Origin of the sequence: Flavobacterium panici, from assembly GCF_903819335.1 — a bacterium.
GTDB lineage: Bacteria > Bacteroidota > Bacteroidia > Flavobacteriales > Flavobacteriaceae > Flavobacterium > Flavobacterium panici.
In genome coordinates, this window is the sequence record NZ_CAIJDE010000033.1 from 28,972 (window position 1) to 48,571 (window position 19,600).

The window sequence follows — 19,600 nt, forward strand, 5'->3', positions numbered from 1 at the left end:
ATTAATGAAAAAAAAAGCTATTTACAGAGAAAACGAAAAGGATAAATTTAATTTTAGCAAAAATTTATTAAAAAAATAATTCTAAGCTTTTTCCTAAAAAATAAAATTTATAAAATATATTTACATCAAGATTTAAGACTAATTCTTTTCAATAAATAACATTTTGAGCACAACTATATCAAATTCAACACTTAAGGCTTCGATTAAAAATGCCGGAGCAGAATTGTTCTCTTTAAAAGACAATCAAAATAAAGAATATATCTGGGAAGGAAATCCGGATTTTTGGGGTAAACACTCTCCTATTCTTTTCCCTATTGTTGGTACATTGAAAAACAACACTTACACCATTGATAAAAAAGAATATCAATTGCCAAGACATGGTTTTGCAAGGGATATGGAATTTCAACTTATTGAAAAAACAGGCAACAGTGCGGTTTTTTCGTTAGAATCAAATGCCGAAACTTTAAAAAAATATCCGTTTGAATTTGAACTGCAGCTTATTTATACGTTAGAAAATACTACTTTAAATATAGAATATGTGGTTATAAATAAAAGTGAATCAAAAATGCCTTTCTCAATTGGTGCACATCCGGCGATTGCTCTTCCTGAAAAGTTTGAAAATTATGCTTTTAAGTTTGAAAAAGCTGAATCTTTAAAATATAATCTTCTTGAAAATGATTTGATTTCGAATAAAACCGAAACTTTAAAAACTACCGAAAATGTTGTTCCATTAAACTATAAACTTTTCGAAAATGATGCTTTGGTTTTTAAAACATTAGAATCTAATTCATTAACTATTCTCGAAAATTCAAAACCTTATGTACAGGTTGAATTTGAAGATTTTCCGAGTTTGGGAATCTGGACAAAAGATCAGGCTCCTTTTGTTTGTATTGAACCTTGGTTTGGATATTCGGACACGGCAGATAATTCAGGCGATTTGTTTAAAAAAGAAGGAATTTTGATTTTAGATGTCGACCAGTCATTTCATTCAAAATTCAGTATTAAAATAGTATAATTTAAGATGTTAGAATTTAACTTTCACCCATTTCCGGTAATCGAAACGGAGCGTTTACTTTTAAGAAGAATTACGAATGACGATGTAAATGAAATTTTTGAATTGCGTTCGAATCCTGAAACTATGAAATATATTCCGAGGCCATTAGTTAAAAATAATGAAGATGCTTTGGAACATATTGCTATGATTGAGGAAAAAATAGAAACCAATGTTGGAATTAATTGGGGAATTACCCTAAAAGATAATCCTAAACTTCTGGGAATTATTGGTTATTACAGAATGCAGCCCGAAAATCATCGTGCAGAAATTGGTTATATGTTATCGCCAGATTTTCATGGAAAAGGAATTATTCCCGAAGCTGTAAATAGATTAATTCAATACGGTTTTGAGGATTTAAAACTGCATTCGATCGAAGCGGTAATTGATCCTGAAAACTATGCATCTGAAAAGGTATTACAAAAATGCGGATTTGTGAAAGAAGCTCATCTAAAAGAAGCTGAACTTTATGAAGGCAAATTTCTGGATAAAGTAATTTATTCTTTGCTTCAGAATTAGGCATTTTACTATTCCTCACAAAAAACATTTCTTGTTAAAATCATCTATTCCTGCAATAGTAAATGCGCTATTGCGTTATATTTGTGGCCGAAAACAGATTACGTCCGCGATCACAAAAAAATACCATGAAAAAATTATTCGCCTTTATTGTTCTTTTTTTATCCATACAATTACAAAGTCAGACTTTTATAAAATTTAACGGAGCTACTGCTTTAGTTGGGATTCCAAATGTTGGTATCGAAACCAGTATTGGCGAAAAAACCACTTTTAGTTTTGATGTAATGGCTTCTTTCTGGAAATCATTTAACGGAAATAATCCGATGGAATTTTACACTTTTACTCCAGAAGTTCGTTATCATTTTAAAGAAAAATACAACGGATTTTATGTTGGTGCTCACGCAGGTCCTGATTTTTATCAATTACAAAAATGGAATTACTGGGATACTAATAAATATGAACACGGATTTGGTTACCGTTTAGGAGTTACTGTAGGTTATAATATCAAATTAAACGATAAATTTTTACTGGATATTTTTGCAGGAGGCGGATGGCACCAAGGTTTTTACCATGGATATTATAATGACGGAACGCCAGGCAGATATGAAAAAGCTCCAAACTGGAACAAAAGCGGTGAATGGCTTCCGTATCGCGGCGGTGTAATGCTTTCGTATAAACTGAACTAAAATCAGCTGAGTTTAGGAAGCATTTTTACATATAATTCTTCTACTTTTTTTCGCGCCCAATCGGTTTTTCTTAAAAAAGTAAGGCTCGATTTTACACTTGGATTTGAAGTGAAACATTTTACAGGAATCAATTCTCCTAAAGTGTCAAAACCATAATGGTCAACTAAGGTTTCTACAATCTTTTGAAGTGTGATTCCGTGAAGCGGATCTTTAGATTTACTTTCCATTTTATATAATTTAAATAATACAAAAGACCGTCCTCAAAAAGAATGGTCTTTTTTGCAAAATTAACGAATTCACCTAATACAATTCGTTAAAAGCTAAAATTAGAATACGAATTTAAATCCAAAAGAAAGCGGTGAAGTTAAATTTGGATTACTTCCTGCTAAAACCGTGTTATAAAACGGATCTACATTTGCAACATGCGCCAACCCAAAATTTGTAACCGTCGTTTTTTCTCCATTTTTAGGCTCAATAGTCGTAGAAGTAAAATTAGCCAAATCGTAAGAGAACTCAACTGAGAAGTTTTTCGTAACAAAATAGTCAAAACCTCCTGATACAGATAATCCTACCTGATTAACTTTCAACTCGCTTTCTTTTTCTTTTCCTGTAATAACCGGCAAAGCTGCTTGTCCAAAGAAGTACAACGAACCCGCTACATTCCAATATTTTCTTGCTAGAGGCTGAATCACAAATAAATCTGTTTTTGCAGCTGTTCCAGCGTTAGAATCTGCTTTTATATTAATAAACCCAATTCCTGCTCCAACGGCAACTGAAGGTGTAACAAATGTACCAACAACCGGAAGTACAGATAAACTTGTATTTTTTAAATCTGCCGTTTTTGTCTGCTGATAACCAAATTGCGAAGTTGCAAACCAAGCTCCTTTTAAACCTTGAGCCGAATCCTGAGCTTTTACAGATAAACCAATTAATGCAATACCAACTAATGTAAAAATCTTTTTCATTTTAAGTTTGTTTTATAATTACAAAACAAACTTATGAGTAAGGTTTTGTGCCAAAGCTGATTAAAATCATAGATTAAAAGAAATCTTTAATTATATTTGACAGTATGAATGTCTTGCATTTTTCTTACTTTTGCCACCATGTTAAAATCAGTCAATATACTTAATAAGAGAGCTCGTTTTGATTACGAGATAATCGACACTTATACTGCCGGAATTGTTTTGGCGGGAACCGAAATCAAATCAATACGTTTAGGGAAAGCGAATATTACAGAAAGCTTTTGCGAATTTAGCGGTTTGGAGCTTTTTGCTATCAATACTTATATAGAAGAATATTCGTTTGGAAACCAGTTTAATCATAAATCACGAAGCGAACGTAAATTGCTTTTAAACAAAAAAGAATTAAAAACACTTCATAAAAGCGTTCAGGCAAAAGGTCTTACTATCGTTCCGCTTAAATTGTTTACCAATGAAAAAGGTCTTGCAAAACTGCAAATTGGTCTTTGTAAAGGAAAGAAAAACTACGACAAACGTGAATCACTAAAAGAACAAGATACAAAACGTGACTTGGACAGAATTAAAAAAGCGTACAACTAATCTTTCATTTATTCTAACTAAATCTGTGTTTATCAAAATTTTATAGTTATTTTTATAGAAACAATATAACTGTAAAATATGAAAAAGTACTTAATTCTACTCATTGCAATTCTGTCACTTTCAGGTTGTGGCAGTAATACAACTATTGTAAATAGCTGGAGAGATCCAAAAATAACCGTTGCCCAGGAACACTTTAAAAAAGTCCTGGTTGTTGCTTTAGTTAAAGATGAAGCTTCGAGGAGAATTACCGAAAATCGAATTGCATCAAGTAACCCGATTTTTAAAACTTCTTATCAATACTTAAACGAAACTACCAAAGATCTCACAAAGGAACAAAAACTAAAAATTCTTCAGGACGAAAATTTTGACGGTGTTGTAACCATGCGTTTGGTAAGCACCGAAAAAGAAACGACTTATGTTCCGGGATCTTATACCGGAATGTATTACGGCGGTTTTGACGGCTTATATTCTGGAGTTTACGGTTATGGTTTTGGAAACTGGTACGGAATGTATTCTCCTGCTTACTATGATCCCGGATATTATCAGGAAACAACTTATTATATGGTTGAAACCAATATTTTTTCTTTAAAAGAAAATAAACTAATCTGGACCGGAACTACAAAATCAGATTATGTTACAGACTTAGGCCAAACTGTAGATGCCATTATGCAAGCTGTGGTTAAAGAAATGAGAAAAGACGGTTCTTTACCTCCAAAATAAATTCAAAAGAAAGCAATATTGTATTATTGCTTTTTTTATGATTTAAAAAATGACTAAATTTGTCAAGACTTAAATTTTCATCAAAAATGAAATCACTTTTAAAAAATGCAAGAGAACAAAAGGGCTTAAAAACGCGTGAACTGGCGCAGCTTGCCGGAATTGATCAGGCATTAATAAGCAAATTTGAATCGGGAACGCGAAAACCTACTAAAGATCAAATTACAAAACTCGCCCAGCTTTTAGAAATTGATTATGAAACTTTAATGATTGCCTGGCTAAAAGAAAAAATTCTTTATGAAATTGGTGATGAAGAATTTGCTTTGAAAGCTTTAAAAATGGCAGAAGATGAAATCAAATACAACAAAACTATATCAAATCTTAAGCTATCAACTTCTTTAGAAAAAATCTTAAAAGAAATTGATCTTCTAAAAGAAAAATTAGACTCTTACAAACAATTTGACAGCTTTAAGATCAGACAAGCTTTAGAACTTGAATATACCTTTGAAAGCAATAGAATTGAAGGAAATACAATGACACTTCGTGAAACTGATATGGTTATTAATGAAGGTTTGACCATTTCCGGAAAAAGTATGCGAGAACATCTTGAGGCAATAAATCATCAGGAAGCCATTGGTTTTATTAAAGATTTAATGAGCAAAAATAATTCATTAAACGAACGTGATCTCTTATCAATTCATAATTTAATTCTTAGAGGAATAATTCCGGAAGATGCTGGACGTTATCGAAAAGTTCAGGTTATGATACAAGATAGCAGCCACATGCCGTCGCAGCCTTTGTTAGTTCAGCAAGAAATGGAGGAATATTTTATTTGGTATGAAATCAATAAAAACAAACTTCATCCGGTTATTTTAGCTGCTGAAATGCATGAAAGATTAGCAACAATTCATCCTTTTATTGATGGAAACGGAAGAACTTCAAGATTAATCATGAATTTAATTTTAATGCAAAAAGGATATTTAATAGCCAATATTAAAGGTGATTATGAAAACAGAATCCGTTATTATCAATCTCTGGAAACTGCTCAGACCAAAAAGGATAAAGAAGATTTTTTGCTTTTTATAGCTCAAACACAAAAAGAAAGTTTAGAAAGATACATCGCAATTCTTACTCAATAAAAAAAGGGTGTTTCAAAAGTCTAGACAACTTCTTTACTATAATTATTTAGTTTATTAGAAAACTGAGCATTTCATTTTTTACCAGACATCATTCCGTAGGAATGTTTCATCGGTAGAAAAAATAGCAACCACCCAAATTTACACGTTCCGTAGGAACGTTTGATATACCTAATTATTTAAAATAATATCAAAATCAAACGTTCCTACGGAACGTATAAACATCAACAATAACATAATTTTCTACCAATGAATTGTTCCTACGGAACATATATGTTATTGAATACTAAAAAGGGCCGTCCCGATTTCTGACACAGCCCTTAAATTTTTTAATTTTTATCTTCTAATAAAGGAACAAATCTAAATTCTCCAAACTCGTGTTTTTCAAATTGAGTTTCGTTCTTTCTAATTAACAAAGTCATAATCTGAACGTCTTCTCCAAGCGGAATAACCAGCCTTCCTCCTATTTTTAACTGTGCCATTAATGGCTGTGGAATAAATGGTGCGCCTGCAGTTACAATAATACTGTCAAACGGAGCATAATGCGGCAAACCTTTATAACCATCTCCAAAAGAAACATGTTTAGGACGAATGTTTAGTTTCGGAAATAAAATTGAAGTCTGCTTAAACAATTCATTTTGTCTTTCGATAGTATATACTTTTGCGCCCAAAGCAAATAAAACTGCTGTTTGGTAACCTGAACCCGTTCCTATTTCCAGAATCTTGTGATCTTTTTTTACTTCTAACAACTGCGATTGAAACGCCACAGTGTACGGCTGCGAAATAGTCTGCCCCGCGCCAATAGGAAAAGCCTTATCCTGATAGGCAAAATCTTCAAAACTTGAATTCAAAAAAAGGTGTCTTGGGATTTTTTTTATCGCATCCAGAACCGCTCTGTCAGTAATTCCTTTTTGTTCTAAAGTGCTTACTAATTGATTACGAAGTCCTTGATGTTTGGCAGTGTCTTTCAAAATGGGTAGGTTTTATTTTCGCAAAAATAAGAAAACAAATCATCAATTATCAAGTACTTTTTAATCATTTAATTTCTATTTTTGGTCAAAACTTAATTTTTAGTAAATCTAATATTTTATGAAGAAAGCAATACTCCTTTTATCTTTATTTTTTTCGTTATCAGGAATCATACAATCAATTGTTTTCTTATTCATAAGATCTGAAAAATTTTTAGAATTTATAGTTTTTACAAATATTACACCTTATTATTTTTCAGGTTTAACTGTTATGATTGAAGTTGAAAGAATTAATCAGTACACATCAACCTCTGCATCATTAGGGTTATTAAATTTATTTTTTTACTTGTCTTTTTTATTTGGAACTATAATTTATTTTTTCTCAAAGTATAAAGAAACTAAATTGTTGCTATTCAATTTTAGTTTAATAATAATTAGCGAAATAAGAAGTTTAGTATTTTTTCTTTTTGCTTTTGAAGATTGGACAAACTCGTATATAACATATAGAATATCAGGAATAACAATTACAATAGTATATATACTTTTGTCTTATTTTATTACAAATAGATATTTGAATACTAGCGAAGAAATAGTATCAGATCAGGGCTATTTACAGAATTCATCAAAATACAGACGTTTTTGTAATTACATTATTGATGGAGGCTTTATAATAGTTATAGCTTTAGGTATTATTGAATTTGCAAAAAACAACAATACTTATATGTCCTTTTTTAATGGTTTAAAATCTATTTTTGGAGATAAATTGGGGCTTTTGATTTTTATATCTTTGGTTAAAATTATTTATTATTTAACGTATGAATCAATTTTCAGGTCGACGCCTGCTAAATTCTTAACCGGCTGTTATGTCACAGATGAGGAAGGAAATCCGCCTACTTTTTCAATAATTTTAAAACGAACTTTATTTAGATTAATTCCCTTTGAAAGTTTATCTTTTTTGATGGGCAAAAATTTGCATGATGACTATTCCGATACGTATGTTGTCAATAAAAAAACGAATAGCATAATTGAAAATCGCTATTCACAATTTTTAGCAATCGCATTTGGCATCTTATTAGTGATCTATTTTTGTCTGTCAAACAAAAACATATTTAATTAATTTATAAAAAATCAAAGATTTCTTTTTAATTACCAAATCACTAAATCTTTATTACATTCATTTTCACGTTCGACAAATAAATTATATTTTTGTTTAAAATACATTCTCATGTTAAAAGTAGGAGTTTTAGGTGCTGGTCATCTTGGTAAAATACATTTACGCTTATTACAACAATCTGACAAATACGAATTAGTTGGATTTTACGACGAAAATCAAGAAAATGCCGAAAGAATCTCAAAAGAATTTGGCTATAAAAATTTCAGTACAATTGCAAAACTTATACACGCTGTCGATGTAATCGACATTGTAACTCCAACACTTTCTCACTACAAATGTGCAAAAGTGGCAATTAAATCAGGAAAACATATCTTTATTGAAAAGCCAATTGCCAATACCGTTGAAGAAGCCGAAGAAATTATGGCTTTAGCAAAAGAATACAACGTAAAAGGACAAGTTGGTCATGTTGAGCGTTTTAACCCAGCTTTTATCGCTACAAAAAACATGATCGAAAACCCAATGTTTATTGAAACACATCGTTTAGCCGAATTTAATCCGCGTGGTACAGACGTTCCTGTAGTTCTGGATTTAATGATTCATGATATTGATGCTATTTTAAGTGTTGTAAAATCAAAAGTGAAAAATATTAATGCAAGCGGCGTTTCGGTTATCAGCGAAACTCCTGATATTGCCAATGCCCGAATCGAATTTGAAAATGGCTGCGTTGCCAATTTAACTGCCAGTAGAATTTCTTTAAAGAATATGCGTAAATCACGTTTCTTTCAAAAAGACGCTTACATTTCAGTTGACTTTTTAGAGAAAAAATGTGAAGTCGTTCGTATGAAAGATGCGCCGGAAGTTCCGGGAGATTTTGATATGATTCTGCAAAATGCCGAAGGTGTAAAAAAACAAATTTACTTTACAAATCCTGATGTGGAGCAAAACAACGCAATTCTTGACGAATTAGAATCTTTTGCACATGCAATAAACACAGATACAACTCCGGTTGTAACGCTTGAACAGGCAACAGATGCATTACGTGTTGCTTATCAAATTATTGATTGTTTCGATAAATAATATAAAAATATAACTCATTATTTTTAAGGTTTAAAGCTGGCAGAAAAGCCACTTTAAACCTTAACTTTTAAAATTTAAATACCAAAAACAAAATGAAAACTATAGCTGTAATTGGTGCAGGAACAATGGGTAACGGAATTGCTCATACATTTGCACAAAGCGGATTTACTGTAAAATTAATCGACGTTTCTGAAAAATCATTAGATAAAGGAATGGCAACTATTGCGGCTAATTTAGACCGTATGCTTGCAAAAGGAACAATTACGCAGGAAGATGTTGCTAAAACAATCACTAATATTATTACTTATACCGATATTAAAGACGGTGTTGTTGGTGCTGATTTAGTTGTAGAAGCTGCAACTGAAAATGTAGAATTAAAACTGAATATTTTCAAGCAATTAAACGAAGCTTGTTCTCACAATACCATTTTAGCAACCAATACTTCTTCAATTTCAATTACACAAATTGGTTCTGTTGTTGCACATCCAGAACGCGTTATTGGAATGCATTTTATGAATCCGGTACCAATTATGAAATTGGTTGAAATCATTCGCGGTTACAACACAAGCGATGAAGTAACAAAAATCATCATGGATTTATCTGAGAAATTAGGTAAAGTTCCTGTTGAAGTAAACGATTATCCGGGCTTTGTAGCAAACAGAATTTTAATGCCAATGCTAAACGAAGCAATAGAAACGTTATATAATAAAGTAGCCGGAGTTTACGAAATTGATACCGTAATGAAATTAGGAATGGGACACCCAATGGGACCGCTTCAATTAGCTGATTTTATTGGTCTTGATGTTTGTCTTGCAATCTTAAATGTAATGTACGAAGGTTTCAAAAATCCAAAATACGCACCTTGTCCATTATTAGTAAATATGGTGAGAGCAGGAAAACTGGGTGTAAAATCTGGCGAAGGTTTTTACGATTACAGCGAAAGCAAAAAAGCAGAGAAAATTTCTAAGCAGTTTGTTTAAGTTTTTTAAATATGATATCATTTGAGAGTGAATATAAAAATTTTAATCAACGCCTTTTTACTTTAAAAAATGTGTCATTCCTGATTGAATTCTTTACTTATTCATGTCTAATTATATTTTTTAATCTTTCGAAATTTTATACAATAATAATTGGGCTATTTCTTTTAGCAATATGTAGCTTTATCCTTATTAGCAGAAGCAAAACCAACATTGATTTAATAACCTTTCAGGAAAATAGAATTATTTTAAATGGTGAAACATTTAATACGAAATGGATAAAATCAATAGATATAAAAGAAACTTATATACAGATACTGAGTATTGGTTCTCGACAAGGATTACGTGGTGCGATTTTTTATTTAAAAATAAAAAATAAAGAAGATCACTACATTATAAACTCATTCGACACCTATTCTGACGAAGGAATAATACAGATTTTTAATGAGTTTAAAAAGTTCAAGGAAGAAAAAATAATTGTAGACGAAACATTAATATTATTGAGAATTCAAGAAAAAATAGAAAAATGTCAATAGCATTAAATTTAAATACTATCAAAGCAAGTTTACCTGAACACGTAACCTTAGTTGCCGTTTCAAAAACAAAACCTGTTTCGGACTTAATTCAAGCCTACGAAGCTGGGCAGCGTATTTTTGGAGAAAACAAAATTCAGGAAATGACTGAGAAATGGGAACAAATGCCAAAAGATATTCAATGGCATATGATTGGTCATGTTCAGTCGAATAAAGTCAAATTTATGGCACCATTTGTGAGTTTGATTCACGGTGTTGACAGTTTGAAATTATTACAGGAAATAAACAAACAAGCTTTAAAAAACAACAGAACAATAGATTGTCTTCTTCAAATATATATTGCCGAAGAAGAATCTAAATTTGGTTTAGACGAAAACGAATTAAATGAACTTTTAACTTCTGTGGAGTTTAAAGAGTTAAAAAATATTCGTATCTTAGGTTTAATGGGAATGGCAACCTTTACAGAAGATCAAAATCAAATAAAAAAAGAATTCACCCATTTAAAATCGATTTTTGATTCTATTCAAACACTGCAAACTGAAAACTGCAAACTGAATACTATCTCTATGGGAATGTCCGGAGATTATCAACTTGCAATAGAATGCGGCAGCACAATGGTTCGCATTGGAAGCAGCATTTTTGGAGGTCGTTAACTCTCAAAAATCACCTATCGTAAGACGCACTGCGGTACGCCTCTACAAAAAAACTGAATACTAAAAACTGAGACTGAACACTTAATTTGTACGCAATACTAGACATAGAAACCACTGGAGGACAATTTAATGAAGAAGGAATTACCGAAATCGCCATCTATAAATTTGATGGTCACGAAGTAGTAGACCAGTTCATAAGCCTTGTAAATCCTGAAATCCCGATTCAGCCTTTCGTAGTAAAACTGACCGGAATCAACAATGCTATGTTACGTTCTGCTCCAAAGTTTTACGAAGTTGCCAAACGCATAATCGAAATAACCACAGATTGCGTTATTGTCGCCCACAACGCATCGTTTGACTATCGAATTTTACGAACAGAATTTAGACGTTTAGGTTACGATTTTGAAGCCAGAACGCTTTGCACAGTTGAATTAGCCAAAAAATTAATTCCAGAACAGCCATCGTACAGTTTAGGAAAACTAGTACGCGCGCTCGGAATCCCAATGGCCGACAGACATCGCGCCAGCGGAGACGCCATGGCAACCACAAAGCTTTTCAAAATGCTGCTTGAAAAAGATGTCGAAAAAACAATTGTAAAAGACTTTATAAAACTTGAAATCGAAAAAGGAATTGCACCAAAATTCCTGGATCTTTTAAGCCAAATGCCAACTAAAACCGGCGTTTATTACATTTATAATGAAAGTGGAACTCTAATATACATTGGGAAAAGCCAAAATATTAAAAAGAGAATTAATCAGCATTTTACCGGAATCACAACAAAAAGTAAAAAAATACAAACCGAAGTTTTTACCATAACTTATGACGAAACCGGAAGCGAATTAATTGCTCTTTTAAAAGAAAGCCAGGAAGTAAAAATTAACCGTCCGAGATACAACCGCTCCCAGAAAAAATCATTTTTCCCATTTGCCCTTTATTCAGAAAAAGATGCGAATGGTTATTTGAATTTAAAACTTGAAAAAGCTGACGGACGTAAAAAAGAAATTACATCCTATGCTTCTTTACAGGAAGGTAAAAACGCACTTTTTAAATTCACTGCAAAATACCATTTGTGTCAAAAGTTAACCGGATTATACCAAAGTAAAAAAGAGTGTTTTCAATATAAAATAAAAGAATGCGACGGAGCATGTATTGGCGAAGTCACTCCGGAAATTTATAATTTGAGAGTACAGCAGTTTATCTCTGAAAACAGTTTCGAAAACAAAAGCATGATTTTAATTGACAGAGGCCGAAATGTAAACGAAAGAAGCGCTATTTTAATCGAAAACGGAACCTATCAGGGTTATGCTTATTACGATCTTAACTATCAGATTAACAATATTGAAATCCTAAAAAATATCCTAATTCCAATGCCTCATAATCGCGATGTAAAAAACATAATCCAAAATTACATCCGTAAGAGCAAATCCCTTAAAATACTCCATTTTTAACAAAACAAAACTTTCATTATCTTCGTAGATATGAAAAATAGAAAATCAAAATACGAAACCTTTAGAGAAAAAATCAAAATTATCCTGTATGGTACAAACACCATTTTAGGACGAATGTTTGATTTAGTTCTTTTAGGTTTGATTTTATTGAGCGTTTTATTAATTATGCTCGATACAGTTGAAGGAATTAGTCAAAAGTATCATGAACAGCTGCTCATTTGCGAATGGGCTATTACTGTCTTTTTTACAATTGAGTATATTCTAAGAATTATCTCGATACAAAAACCAATTAAATACATTTTTAGTTTTTACGGAATCATCGATCTACTTGCCGTATTGCCAATGTATTTATCCATATTTTTTCCCGGTGCAAGCATTTTATCAATTGTTAGGGCATTGCGTTTTTTCAGATTATTCAAAATACTACATATCCCGCAAATTTCACATCAATCTGCACAGCTTAAGGACGCTATAGAAGCCAGTAAAGAGAAAATTCTAGTATTCATTTATTTCGTTCTTATCAGTACCGTAATTATCGGTTCGGTTATGTATTTAGTCGAAGGCAAAGAATCAGGGTTTACCAGTATTCCCATGGGGATTTACTGGACAATAGTAACCTTAACAACAGTGGGATACGGCGATATTTCACCTCAATCACCTCTAGGACAATTTATTGCAGCATTAGTTATGATTTTAGGTTATGGAATTATTGCTGTTCCAACCGGAATTGTAACAGCAGAATTTGCAAAAAATACTTTAAAAAACAACACAGTAAGCGGTAAAAAAACATGCAGAAAATGTCAATCGCAATTACATTTTGACAACGCTAAATACTGCTACGAATGCGGAACCCAATTACCAAATAATTAATTTATGGAGCTAATCCAGCTGTACATTGCAACTCCTCCTTATCTTTGTTGTTTTTTTAAGGCATAAAAGGAGCTTCCGCCGGTCGCTCTTTTACACCAAAAAAAACGAACAAATATAAGTCCGGGGTTTCCATTTCCATCTGGGCTAAAAAATATGAAATACCTAATAACCATTGTCGGACCAACAGCTATAGGCAAAACAGCCTTAAGTATTGCTTTGGCACAACATTTTAAATGCGAAATCGTTTCTTGCGACAGCCGTCAGTTTTTTAAAGAAATGACCATTGGAACCGCAGTTCCCAATCAAAACGAACTTAATTCAGCCCAACATCATTTCATTCAAAATAAATCCATTTTCGAAAATTACACCGTTGGCGATTACGAAAAAGAAGCTTTAGCCAAAATCGAAGAACTATTTCAAACCAATGACTTTGTAATTCTCATTGGCGGTTCAGGTTTATACGTTGATGCGATTTTAAAAGGTTTCGATGAATTTCCGGAAATTGATCCGCAAGTTCGCTCTGAAGTAAACTCAAATTACGAAAAACTCGGAATTGAATATCTTCAGGAACAATTAAAAATTTTAGATCCAGAATATTATCAAAAAATAACTTTAGAAAACCCACAAACGCTGCAAAATCCACAGCGAATGATGCGTTTTGTAGAAGTTTGCATTGGAGCACAAAAACCGTATTCATCATTTCTAAATCAAAAGAAAAACAATAGAAACTTCACTCCTATTTTAATAGGTTTAGACGCTGACAGAGAAATCATTTACAACCGAATCAACCAGCGTGTTGACATTATGATGAACGAAGGTTTACTCGAAGAAGCCAAAACATTGTATCCTAATAAAGCGTTAAATGCGCTTCAAACCGTGGGTTATAGAGAATTATTTAGTTATTTTGATGAAGAATTCACTTTACCATTTGCCATTGAAGAAATTAAGAAAAATACCCGAAGATTCTCCAAAAGACAATTAACGTGGTTCAAACGAAATGAAAACACAAAATGGTTTGATTATGCAGCAGATAGAAAAAATATCATAGATTACATAGAAAATCTTCTAAAGTAAAATCAAAAATCTTTTTTCTATACTCTATATTCTATCCTCTAAAAAAATCTAAAATCAACTATCTAAAATAAAAAAATGCCAATATCTCCAAATTTCACATCAGTTTTAAGTAAAGACTGGGAAATCAATTTCACACAATGCACACCAACAGGTTTCTTAAAATATACCGATTTGTGTAATATTTTACAATTAACCGCCGCAGCGCATTCAGAAATTGGGGGAATTAGTTTTTATGATATGCAGGAATTTCACCAAGCCTGGGTTTTAAGCCGAATGCGCGTTGAAGTTCATGCCTTACCAAAATGGCAGGATGTTGTAACCGTAAAAACATGGATTAACAGTCTGGAAAATTCACGTTCTGTTCGTGCATTAGAAATGTACGTAAACGGGAAAAAAATCGTAGGCTGCGAAACGTATTGGGCAGTTTTCAATACACAAGCGCGTCGTCCTGAAGCTTTAGCTTTACCTTACGAACATTTTGAATTATTCCCAGAAAAAAGAGCTACAGAAGAAGGTTTTTCTAAAATAAACATCAATCACGAAAAAGAAGCAGTTTTTGAAAAAACAGTTTATTTATCTGATTTAGACATTGTAAATCACGTAAATAACGTAAAATATTTAGAATGGTGCCTTGACCACGTTGATCCAAAAAGAATCATGAAGCAAGAAGTTAAAAGCTTCGAAATGAATTTCATGAAAGAGCTTTCGCTAAAAGATAGTGTTGTAATTCACGAAAGCGAAGATGACGATCATACTACAGCAACTTTCAGTATTACAAAAGATGAAAAAACCTGCTTTGCTTTGGAGCTGCATTGGAAATAAAATTGCTATTTCATTCCTGCAAGGTTTTCAAAACCTTGTAGGTATTTGCATTTTCAAGCGTTCACTCAAATTTCGATATCAATATCTAAATAACAAACCTACAAGGTTTTGAAAACCTTGCAGGAACTTATACTAAATAAAAAACGATGCAAAATTGCATCGTTTTTTTGTTTATCAAAATCACTTTGATTTCTTTTTAGAATCTTTTTTAGACTTCTTTTTCTTCTTTAGCAAATCAATTTTGCCTTCAATTCTTTTCTCTACATCGCTAATATTGCATTCGTATGCAAATTGTAAAGAATGAAGTTTAGCATTTTTAATTTCTTTTAAAGCTTTCTTAAACTCATGCTGTGCTTCAAAAAGAATCGCTTTTTTAACGTAAATATCAGATTTATTGATTCCTTTTATCGTTAAAGCAAAATCAATTAATTTTTGTGCTTCTTCATAATCTTCGTTTAAAATTAAAGTCTGCAAATAATATGGGTAAACTTCAAGCGCATGAATATTAATTGCTAAAGCTTCCTGAAAATAGGGTTTAGCCTCTTCATAATTCATTAATTGTTCTGCCTGAATTCTTCCGTATAAACACAAAACCATTGTATTTTTTGCATCATAAGAAAAAGCATAATCTAAAGATTCAATCGTTTCTTCAAGCGAATACGGATAATTATCCAAAGCCTGAAAAAGGTATTTATCAATTGTTTTCATTTCTTAAATCGTTTTTTAATTTCTGACGAGTTCCCTTGTAATTTTTCTCTACTTTATTCTTTTTAAAATCACTTCCGGTAAAAACTCTAACAGGATTTCCACGCTCGATATTCAGCTGGTTTTCCCATTGTTTCCCCACGTGATTTTTAAGCTGAACCAGTTTCTCGTCTTCTAGTTTTTTTAATAATCTTTCTGTTGCCAGTTTTTTGTTTTGGTGCTGCGAACGACTGTCCATAGAAACTACTGCGATTCCGGTTGGAATATGCGTTGCCCGAATTGCCGAACTTACTTTGTTTACATGCTGACCACCAGCTCCAGAACTTCTCATTGCCTGATATTGAATATCATTTTCTGAAACTGAATCATTTTTCTGCGGTTCGATTTCAAAAATGCCAATAAACCAGTTCTTGCGTTTGTGCATTTTCCTAAACTGACTCTGACCAATCCACTGAATAGTTCCAATCCAGGATTTTACAAATTGGTCAGCATTTTTTCCTTTTATCGAAATTGAAGCTGTTTCAACCGTTCCGTTTTCTTCTCCAACTTCCCGTTGCAGCAACACAACATCTAATTGTTGATCTTGCGCTTCTTCCAACACTTTTTTAAGCACTTGGGCAACAACCCAAGTGCATTCTGCAGGTCCGCGACCCGCTGTTATTTGAATTATTCTTTCCATTTCTTTAAAATTTTAAGCAGCTTATCTCTGTTTTTTGCTGCTTTTATAAATTTTGGAAGTCTTGAAACCATTGTTCCATTACCACTACCATTATTATTTCTTTCTCTTAAACCAGCTTTAATGTATCTTTCTAAATACGTCATATGTTCCTGATTGTAAACCCAAAAAACCTTTCCTTTTATTTCCTTTTGAAACCAAAGAGGCAAATCATGCCAGTCATCTCTTATTAAACCATCATTTTTAGGTTTTTCCCTAACTTCATAAATGGTCGGCTTTATTTCTTCCTGAAAACTACAATGCGGGCATTTAACCTGATACATTTCTGGTCTTTCTTTAAAAATCTGAGATTCATAATCGAATTTTTCAAAACAATAACTGCAATAGTGTCTCCCATATGCTTTGTACTGATAAATGGGTTCATCAATCTTATAAAAACAAGTTTTACACTCAAAAGACATTTTGGTAAAATTTCCACATTTACAATCTCTAGCTACTTGTTTCAAGACTGCTTTAGATTCACATTTTGGACATTTAACTATTATCTCGTTATAAAAATTACCCAACCATTTATTTTCATCTTGAAATCTTTCCATAATTTTACTTTTTTAACGATCCATTCTAACAATCTTCGGCGTAAAAGTTCCTAAGACTTCGACCAAATCGATTTGGTTTGCCATTACTTTTGTAATGTCTTTGTATGCCATTGGAGCTTCATCAATATTTCCACCAATCAAGGTTACATCATTGGCTTTCAAAACCTTTTTGATTTCGCTTTGCGTAAAAGTACTTTTGCATTTTGCTCTCGAAAACAGACGTCCGGCACCATGCGAAGCAGAATTTAAACTCTCTGCGTTTCCTTTCCCTTTTACAATGTAACCCGGAGCAGTCATTGAACCGGGAATAATTCCCAATTGACCTTCTCCTGCCGGAGTTGCTCCTTTTCGGTGCACAATACATTCCTGACCGTTTACCATTTCTTTCCATGCAAAATTGTGATGGTTTTCAACTGTAACCACTACTCTTTTCCCAATTGCTTTGGCAATTCGTCTGTGAATATCATCGTGACAGGCTTTTGCATATTCTCCGGCTAAATTCATTGCCAGCCAATATTCCTGACCATCATGTGTATTCAAATCCAGCCAGGCTAAATGCTGTACATTTTTTGGTAACGGACATTGTTTTGTTGCCAAGTAGGTATAATGCTTCGCAATATTTGCACCTAAACCACGTGAACCGCTATGTGAAAGAACTGCGAAATATTCACCTTTTTCAAGCTTCCATTCATTCTCTGGATTATCAATTTTAGCAATTCCAAATTCTACAAAATGGTTTCCTCCGCCTGAACTTCCTAATTGTTTATAGGCTTTTGGCAAAAGATTCTTTAGTAACGGAATATCCTGAAATTCACTTTTATGAAAAACTTCATGATCTACTCTTGAAGCGTGTGTTTCATTCATTCCGAATTTTGTATTGTCTTTTAAAATTGCTTCTAACTGATGTTCTTTTCCTTTGAAATGCGACGCTGGCAAATCAAAAATTGAAAGGCTCATTCGGCATCCAATATCAACTCCAACTCCGTATGGAATCACAGCATTATCTGTTGCTAAAACTCCGCCAATTGGCAATCCATATCCTGAATGTGCATCCGGCATTAAAGCTCCGGCTACTGAAATTGGCAGTTTTAACGAATCATACAATTGAAATTTTGCCTGCTGGTCAATTTCATTTTCACCAAAAATCGTAAAAGGAGCTCTTGTTGCTTTAAGCTGATGCATTCTTACCTGAACCGGTTTAATCAAACCTTCGGCAACTTTTCCCCAGGTTCCGTGGCCTTCAAATTTTTCAGGATTCAGCAGAACGTCTTTTGCCTCTGTTAGAATAGATTCCTTTTTTTCTCTTTTTCTATATCTGTTTATCTGCCCTAAGGCGATGTTTATTGAATTATTCTTTGGAAATCCCAATTTAATCAGGTCTTTTCCAGTTAATTTATTTCCCATAAATTTTTTATAATTATGTTGATGCATAATCAAGTCAAATTGAAACCTATCAAGGATTCCAAAATGAAATAAGCATGCGGGTTTTTATCCTTTCGGATAGTTTGTAAAATATTCTTCGGGAAAATTTTGAAGTGTCTAGAATAAAAAAAGCCCGAAACTAAATGTCTTCGGGCTTTTTTATATATCTAAAAATGTATTTCTAAGATTGAAATAAGCCACGAAGAAGTGCTGCACCAAATCCGTTTGGTGTGAAGCTTTGTGATGTCAATGTAAGTACAAACATTTTTCTTCGTTTTTAAAGGGTTATTATTTTTTTCGTCTGCAAATATTCAGAATTGTTTTTTGATTTTCCAAATTTATTTTTCAGAAAAGTCGTGTGAAAAATATTTCCGGCATTAAATTCTTCAACAAACAAGAAGTTATTGTTTTGAAAATGAGAACAATATATCCTGTAGAAATAAAATCAAAAATTCTAGTATTTTATGCCTTTTATGTCATTTCGACTGAAAGGAGAAATCGTAAACGTATATCGACAAAGATTGGTGAATCTCTTTGCGTAGACGCACTGCTGTGCGTCTCTACGATATATGTTATCCATAAATCAATGACAATTTTAATATAGGGATGCATACTGCAGTACGTCTCTACGATTTACGTTATATATAAATCAATGACAATTTTAATATAAAAATCAATCACAATTTAAATGCAGAGATGCACTGCAGTGCATCTAACCAAAGATTGGCGACATTACATGTGATATTCTTTTTAAACACAAAAAAGGGGACAGACGAAGGAGGTCATACAATCATAATTCGACAAAGATTGGCGATTCTCTTTGCGTAGACGCACTGCTGTGCGTCTCTACGATATACGTTATCTATAAATCAATCAGAATTTTAATGTAGAGATGCACTGGAGTGCATCTAACAAAAGATTGGCGACATTTAATTTCCTTTCTAAACATAAAAAAAGCCCTGATTTCTCAGAGCTTTTATATCGTTTTTAGGTGAATTCG

Annotated in this window: 22 protein-coding genes; 15 read left to right on the forward strand and 7 right to left on the reverse strand. The window is 32.6% G+C overall.

Going from position 1 to position 19,600, the window contains the following annotated elements; genetic code table 11:
* Positions 1–163: 163 nt before the first annotated feature.
* From FLAPXU55_RS05985 to FLAPXU55_RS05995, 3 genes are all read left to right on the forward strand, one after another.
* Positions 164–1,015, forward strand: coding sequence for an aldose 1-epimerase family protein (locus tag FLAPXU55_RS05985; protein ID WP_180856964.1), 852 nt, complete (start codon positions 164–166; stop codon positions 1,013–1,015).
* Between the two features lie 6 nt (positions 1,016–1,021).
* The gene (locus FLAPXU55_RS05990; protein WP_180856965.1) at positions 1,022–1,570 is read left to right on the forward strand and encodes a GNAT family N-acetyltransferase; all 549 of its coding nucleotides are present in this window, start codon (positions 1,022–1,024) and stop codon (positions 1,568–1,570) included.
* Between the two features lie 125 nt (positions 1,571–1,695).
* The gene (locus tag FLAPXU55_RS05995) at positions 1,696–2,253 is read left to right on the forward strand and encodes a DUF3575 domain-containing protein (protein ID WP_180856966.1); all 558 of its coding nucleotides are present in this window, start codon (positions 1,696–1,698) and stop codon (positions 2,251–2,253) included.
* A 2-nt stretch (positions 2,254–2,255) separates the two neighbouring features.
* Here FLAPXU55_RS05995 and FLAPXU55_RS06000 read toward each other — a convergent pair whose 3' ends face one another.
* Together FLAPXU55_RS06000 and FLAPXU55_RS06005 are read right to left on the reverse strand one after the other, a co-directional pair.
* The gene (locus FLAPXU55_RS06000; RefSeq protein ID WP_180856967.1) at positions 2,256–2,480 is read right to left on the reverse strand and encodes a VF530 family protein; all 225 of its coding nucleotides are present in this window, start codon (positions 2,478–2,480) and stop codon (positions 2,256–2,258) included.
* Positions 2,481–2,579: 99 nt separating this feature from the next.
* Entirely contained in the window at positions 2,580–3,218 is a 639-nt protein-coding gene (locus tag FLAPXU55_RS06005; RefSeq protein WP_180856968.1) for an outer membrane beta-barrel protein, read from the reverse strand.
* Between the two features lie 138 nt (positions 3,219–3,356).
* Between FLAPXU55_RS06005 and smpB the strand changes: the two genes are divergently transcribed.
* The 3 genes from smpB (at position 3,357) to FLAPXU55_RS06020 (ending at position 5,668) form a co-directional block, all read left to right on the forward strand.
* Complete coding sequence (smpB, locus tag FLAPXU55_RS06010) at positions 3,357–3,812, forward strand: SsrA-binding protein SmpB (protein ID WP_073482130.1); 456 nt, start codon at positions 3,357–3,359, stop codon at positions 3,810–3,812.
* A gap of 78 nt (positions 3,813–3,890) precedes the next feature.
* Entirely contained in the window at positions 3,891–4,532 is a 642-nt protein-coding gene (locus FLAPXU55_RS06015) for a DUF4136 domain-containing protein (protein WP_053472162.1), read from the forward strand.
* 86 nt (positions 4,533–4,618) lie between these two features.
* Complete coding sequence (locus tag FLAPXU55_RS06020) at positions 4,619–5,668, forward strand: Fic family protein (protein WP_180856969.1); 1,050 nt, start codon at positions 4,619–4,621, stop codon at positions 5,666–5,668.
* A 326-nt stretch (positions 5,669–5,994) separates the two neighbouring features.
* On the opposite strand, the gene FLAPXU55_RS06025 is transcribed toward FLAPXU55_RS06020, so the two are convergent.
* A complete protein-coding gene (locus tag FLAPXU55_RS06025) occupies positions 5,995–6,636 on the reverse strand; it encodes a protein-L-isoaspartate(D-aspartate) O-methyltransferase (protein ID WP_053472160.1) in 642 nt (213 codons plus the stop codon).
* A gap of 118 nt (positions 6,637–6,754) precedes the next feature.
* On the opposite strand from FLAPXU55_RS06025, the gene FLAPXU55_RS06030 reads away from it, so the two are divergent.
* From FLAPXU55_RS06030 to FLAPXU55_RS06070, 9 genes are all read left to right on the forward strand, one after another.
* Positions 6,755–7,750 (forward strand): RDD family protein, encoded by a 996-nt coding sequence (locus tag FLAPXU55_RS06030; RefSeq protein WP_180856970.1) that lies wholly within the window; start codon positions 6,755–6,757, stop codon positions 7,748–7,750.
* Between the two features lie 108 nt (positions 7,751–7,858).
* Positions 7,859–8,824: a Gfo/Idh/MocA family protein gene (locus FLAPXU55_RS06035; RefSeq protein ID WP_180856971.1), complete on the forward strand. Its 966-nt coding sequence runs from the start codon at positions 7,859–7,861 to the stop codon at positions 8,822–8,824.
* A 92-nt stretch (positions 8,825–8,916) separates the two neighbouring features.
* Positions 8,917–9,804, forward strand: a complete 888-nt coding sequence (locus FLAPXU55_RS06040; RefSeq protein WP_180856972.1) for a 3-hydroxyacyl-CoA dehydrogenase family protein — start codon at positions 8,917–8,919, stop codon at positions 9,802–9,804.
* Positions 9,805–9,815: 11 nt separating this feature from the next.
* Positions 9,816–10,337 carry a hypothetical protein gene (locus FLAPXU55_RS06045; protein ID WP_180856973.1) on the forward strand — a complete coding sequence of 174 codons (522 nt, stop codon included), beginning with the start codon at positions 9,816–9,818 and terminating at the stop codon, positions 10,335–10,337.
* Entirely contained in the window at positions 10,328–10,987 is a 660-nt protein-coding gene (locus FLAPXU55_RS06050) for a YggS family pyridoxal phosphate-dependent enzyme (protein ID WP_180856974.1), read from the forward strand. Before FLAPXU55_RS06045 ends, FLAPXU55_RS06050 begins: the two co-directional genes overlap by 10 nt.
* An 86-nt stretch (positions 10,988–11,073) precedes the next feature.
* Complete coding sequence (locus tag FLAPXU55_RS06055) at positions 11,074–12,435, forward strand: exonuclease domain-containing protein (protein ID WP_180856975.1); 1,362 nt, start codon at positions 11,074–11,076, stop codon at positions 12,433–12,435.
* Positions 12,436–12,465: 30 nt separating this feature from the next.
* A complete protein-coding gene (locus tag FLAPXU55_RS06060) occupies positions 12,466–13,305 on the forward strand; it encodes an ion transporter (protein ID WP_053472153.1) in 840 nt (279 codons plus the stop codon).
* Positions 13,306–13,458: 153 nt separating this feature from the next.
* Positions 13,459–14,379: a tRNA (adenosine(37)-N6)-dimethylallyltransferase MiaA gene (miaA, locus tag FLAPXU55_RS06065; protein WP_180856976.1), complete on the forward strand. Its 921-nt coding sequence runs from the start codon at positions 13,459–13,461 to the stop codon at positions 14,377–14,379.
* A 75-nt stretch (positions 14,380–14,454) separates the two neighbouring features.
* Positions 14,455–15,201, forward strand: coding sequence for an acyl-[acyl-carrier-protein] thioesterase (locus FLAPXU55_RS06070; protein ID WP_180856977.1), 747 nt, complete (start codon positions 14,455–14,457; stop codon positions 15,199–15,201).
* A gap of 180 nt (positions 15,202–15,381) precedes the next feature.
* Here FLAPXU55_RS06070 and FLAPXU55_RS06075 read toward each other — a convergent pair whose 3' ends face one another.
* The 4 genes from FLAPXU55_RS06075 to FLAPXU55_RS06090 are packed head-to-tail and all read right to left on the reverse strand — an operon-like array spanning position 15,382 to position 18,582.
* A complete protein-coding gene (locus tag FLAPXU55_RS06075) occupies positions 15,382–15,909 on the reverse strand; it encodes a hypothetical protein (protein WP_180856978.1) in 528 nt (175 codons plus the stop codon).
* Positions 15,896–16,585 (reverse strand): peptide chain release factor H, encoded by a 690-nt coding sequence (gene prfH, locus FLAPXU55_RS06080; RefSeq protein ID WP_180856979.1) that lies wholly within the window; start codon positions 16,583–16,585, stop codon positions 15,896–15,898. Before prfH ends, FLAPXU55_RS06075 begins: the two co-directional genes overlap by 14 nt.
* Complete coding sequence (locus tag FLAPXU55_RS06085) at positions 16,573–17,178, reverse strand: hypothetical protein (protein ID WP_180856980.1); 606 nt, start codon at positions 17,176–17,178, stop codon at positions 16,573–16,575. The genes prfH and FLAPXU55_RS06085 overlap by 13 nt, the downstream gene beginning before the upstream one ends.
* Before the next feature lie 12 nt (positions 17,179–17,190).
* Entirely contained in the window at positions 17,191–18,582 is a 1,392-nt protein-coding gene (locus FLAPXU55_RS06090; RefSeq protein ID WP_180856981.1) for an RtcB family protein, read from the reverse strand.
* Between the last annotated feature and the right edge of the window lie 1,018 nt (positions 18,583–19,600).

Excerpts from the sequence above, each read along its gene's own strand:
- FLAPXU55_RS06070 (WP_180856977.1), top strand. The coding sequence starts at position 14,455 with ATGCCAATATCTCCAAATTTCACATCAGTTTTAAGTAAAGACTGGGAA.
- smpB (WP_073482130.1), top strand. The coding sequence starts at position 3,357 with ATGTTAAAATCAGTCAATATACTTAATAAGAGAGCTCGTTTTGATTAC.
- FLAPXU55_RS06040 (WP_180856972.1), top strand. The coding sequence starts at position 8,917 with ATGAAAACTATAGCTGTAATTGGTGCAGGAACAATGGGTAACGGAATT.
- FLAPXU55_RS06085 (WP_180856980.1), bottom strand. The coding sequence starts at position 17,178 with ATGGAAAGATTTCAAGATGAAAATAAATGGTTGGGTAATTTTTATAAC.
- FLAPXU55_RS05990 (WP_180856965.1), top strand. The coding sequence starts at position 1,022 with ATGTTAGAATTTAACTTTCACCCATTTCCGGTAATCGAAACGGAGCGT.
- FLAPXU55_RS06020 (WP_180856969.1), top strand. The coding sequence starts at position 4,619 with ATGAAATCACTTTTAAAAAATGCAAGAGAACAAAAGGGCTTAAAAACG.
- prfH (WP_180856979.1), bottom strand. The coding sequence starts at position 16,585 with ATGGAAAGAATAATTCAAATAACAGCGGGTCGCGGACCTGCAGAATGC.
- FLAPXU55_RS06060 (WP_053472153.1), top strand. The coding sequence starts at position 12,466 with ATGAAAAATAGAAAATCAAAATACGAAACCTTTAGAGAAAAAATCAAA.
- FLAPXU55_RS06030 (WP_180856970.1), top strand. The coding sequence starts at position 6,755 with ATGAAGAAAGCAATACTCCTTTTATCTTTATTTTTTTCGTTATCAGGA.
- FLAPXU55_RS05995 (WP_180856966.1), top strand. The coding sequence starts at position 1,696 with ATGAAAAAATTATTCGCCTTTATTGTTCTTTTTTTATCCATACAATTA.
- FLAPXU55_RS06000 (WP_180856967.1), bottom strand. The coding sequence starts at position 2,480 with ATGGAAAGTAAATCTAAAGATCCGCTTCACGGAATCACACTTCAAAAG.
- FLAPXU55_RS06050 (WP_180856974.1), top strand. The coding sequence starts at position 10,328 with ATGTCAATAGCATTAAATTTAAATACTATCAAAGCAAGTTTACCTGAA.
- FLAPXU55_RS06045 (WP_180856973.1), top strand. The coding sequence starts at position 9,816 with ATGATATCATTTGAGAGTGAATATAAAAATTTTAATCAACGCCTTTTT.
- FLAPXU55_RS06075 (WP_180856978.1), bottom strand. The coding sequence starts at position 15,909 with ATGAAAACAATTGATAAATACCTTTTTCAGGCTTTGGATAATTATCCG.
- FLAPXU55_RS06035 (WP_180856971.1), top strand. The coding sequence starts at position 7,859 with ATGTTAAAAGTAGGAGTTTTAGGTGCTGGTCATCTTGGTAAAATACAT.
- miaA (WP_180856976.1), top strand. The coding sequence starts at position 13,459 with ATGAAATACCTAATAACCATTGTCGGACCAACAGCTATAGGCAAAACA.
- FLAPXU55_RS06090 (WP_180856981.1), bottom strand. The coding sequence starts at position 18,582 with ATGGGAAATAAATTAACTGGAAAAGACCTGATTAAATTGGGATTTCCA.
- FLAPXU55_RS06015 (WP_053472162.1), top strand. The coding sequence starts at position 3,891 with ATGAAAAAGTACTTAATTCTACTCATTGCAATTCTGTCACTTTCAGGT.
- FLAPXU55_RS06005 (WP_180856968.1), bottom strand. The coding sequence starts at position 3,218 with ATGAAAAAGATTTTTACATTAGTTGGTATTGCATTAATTGGTTTATCT.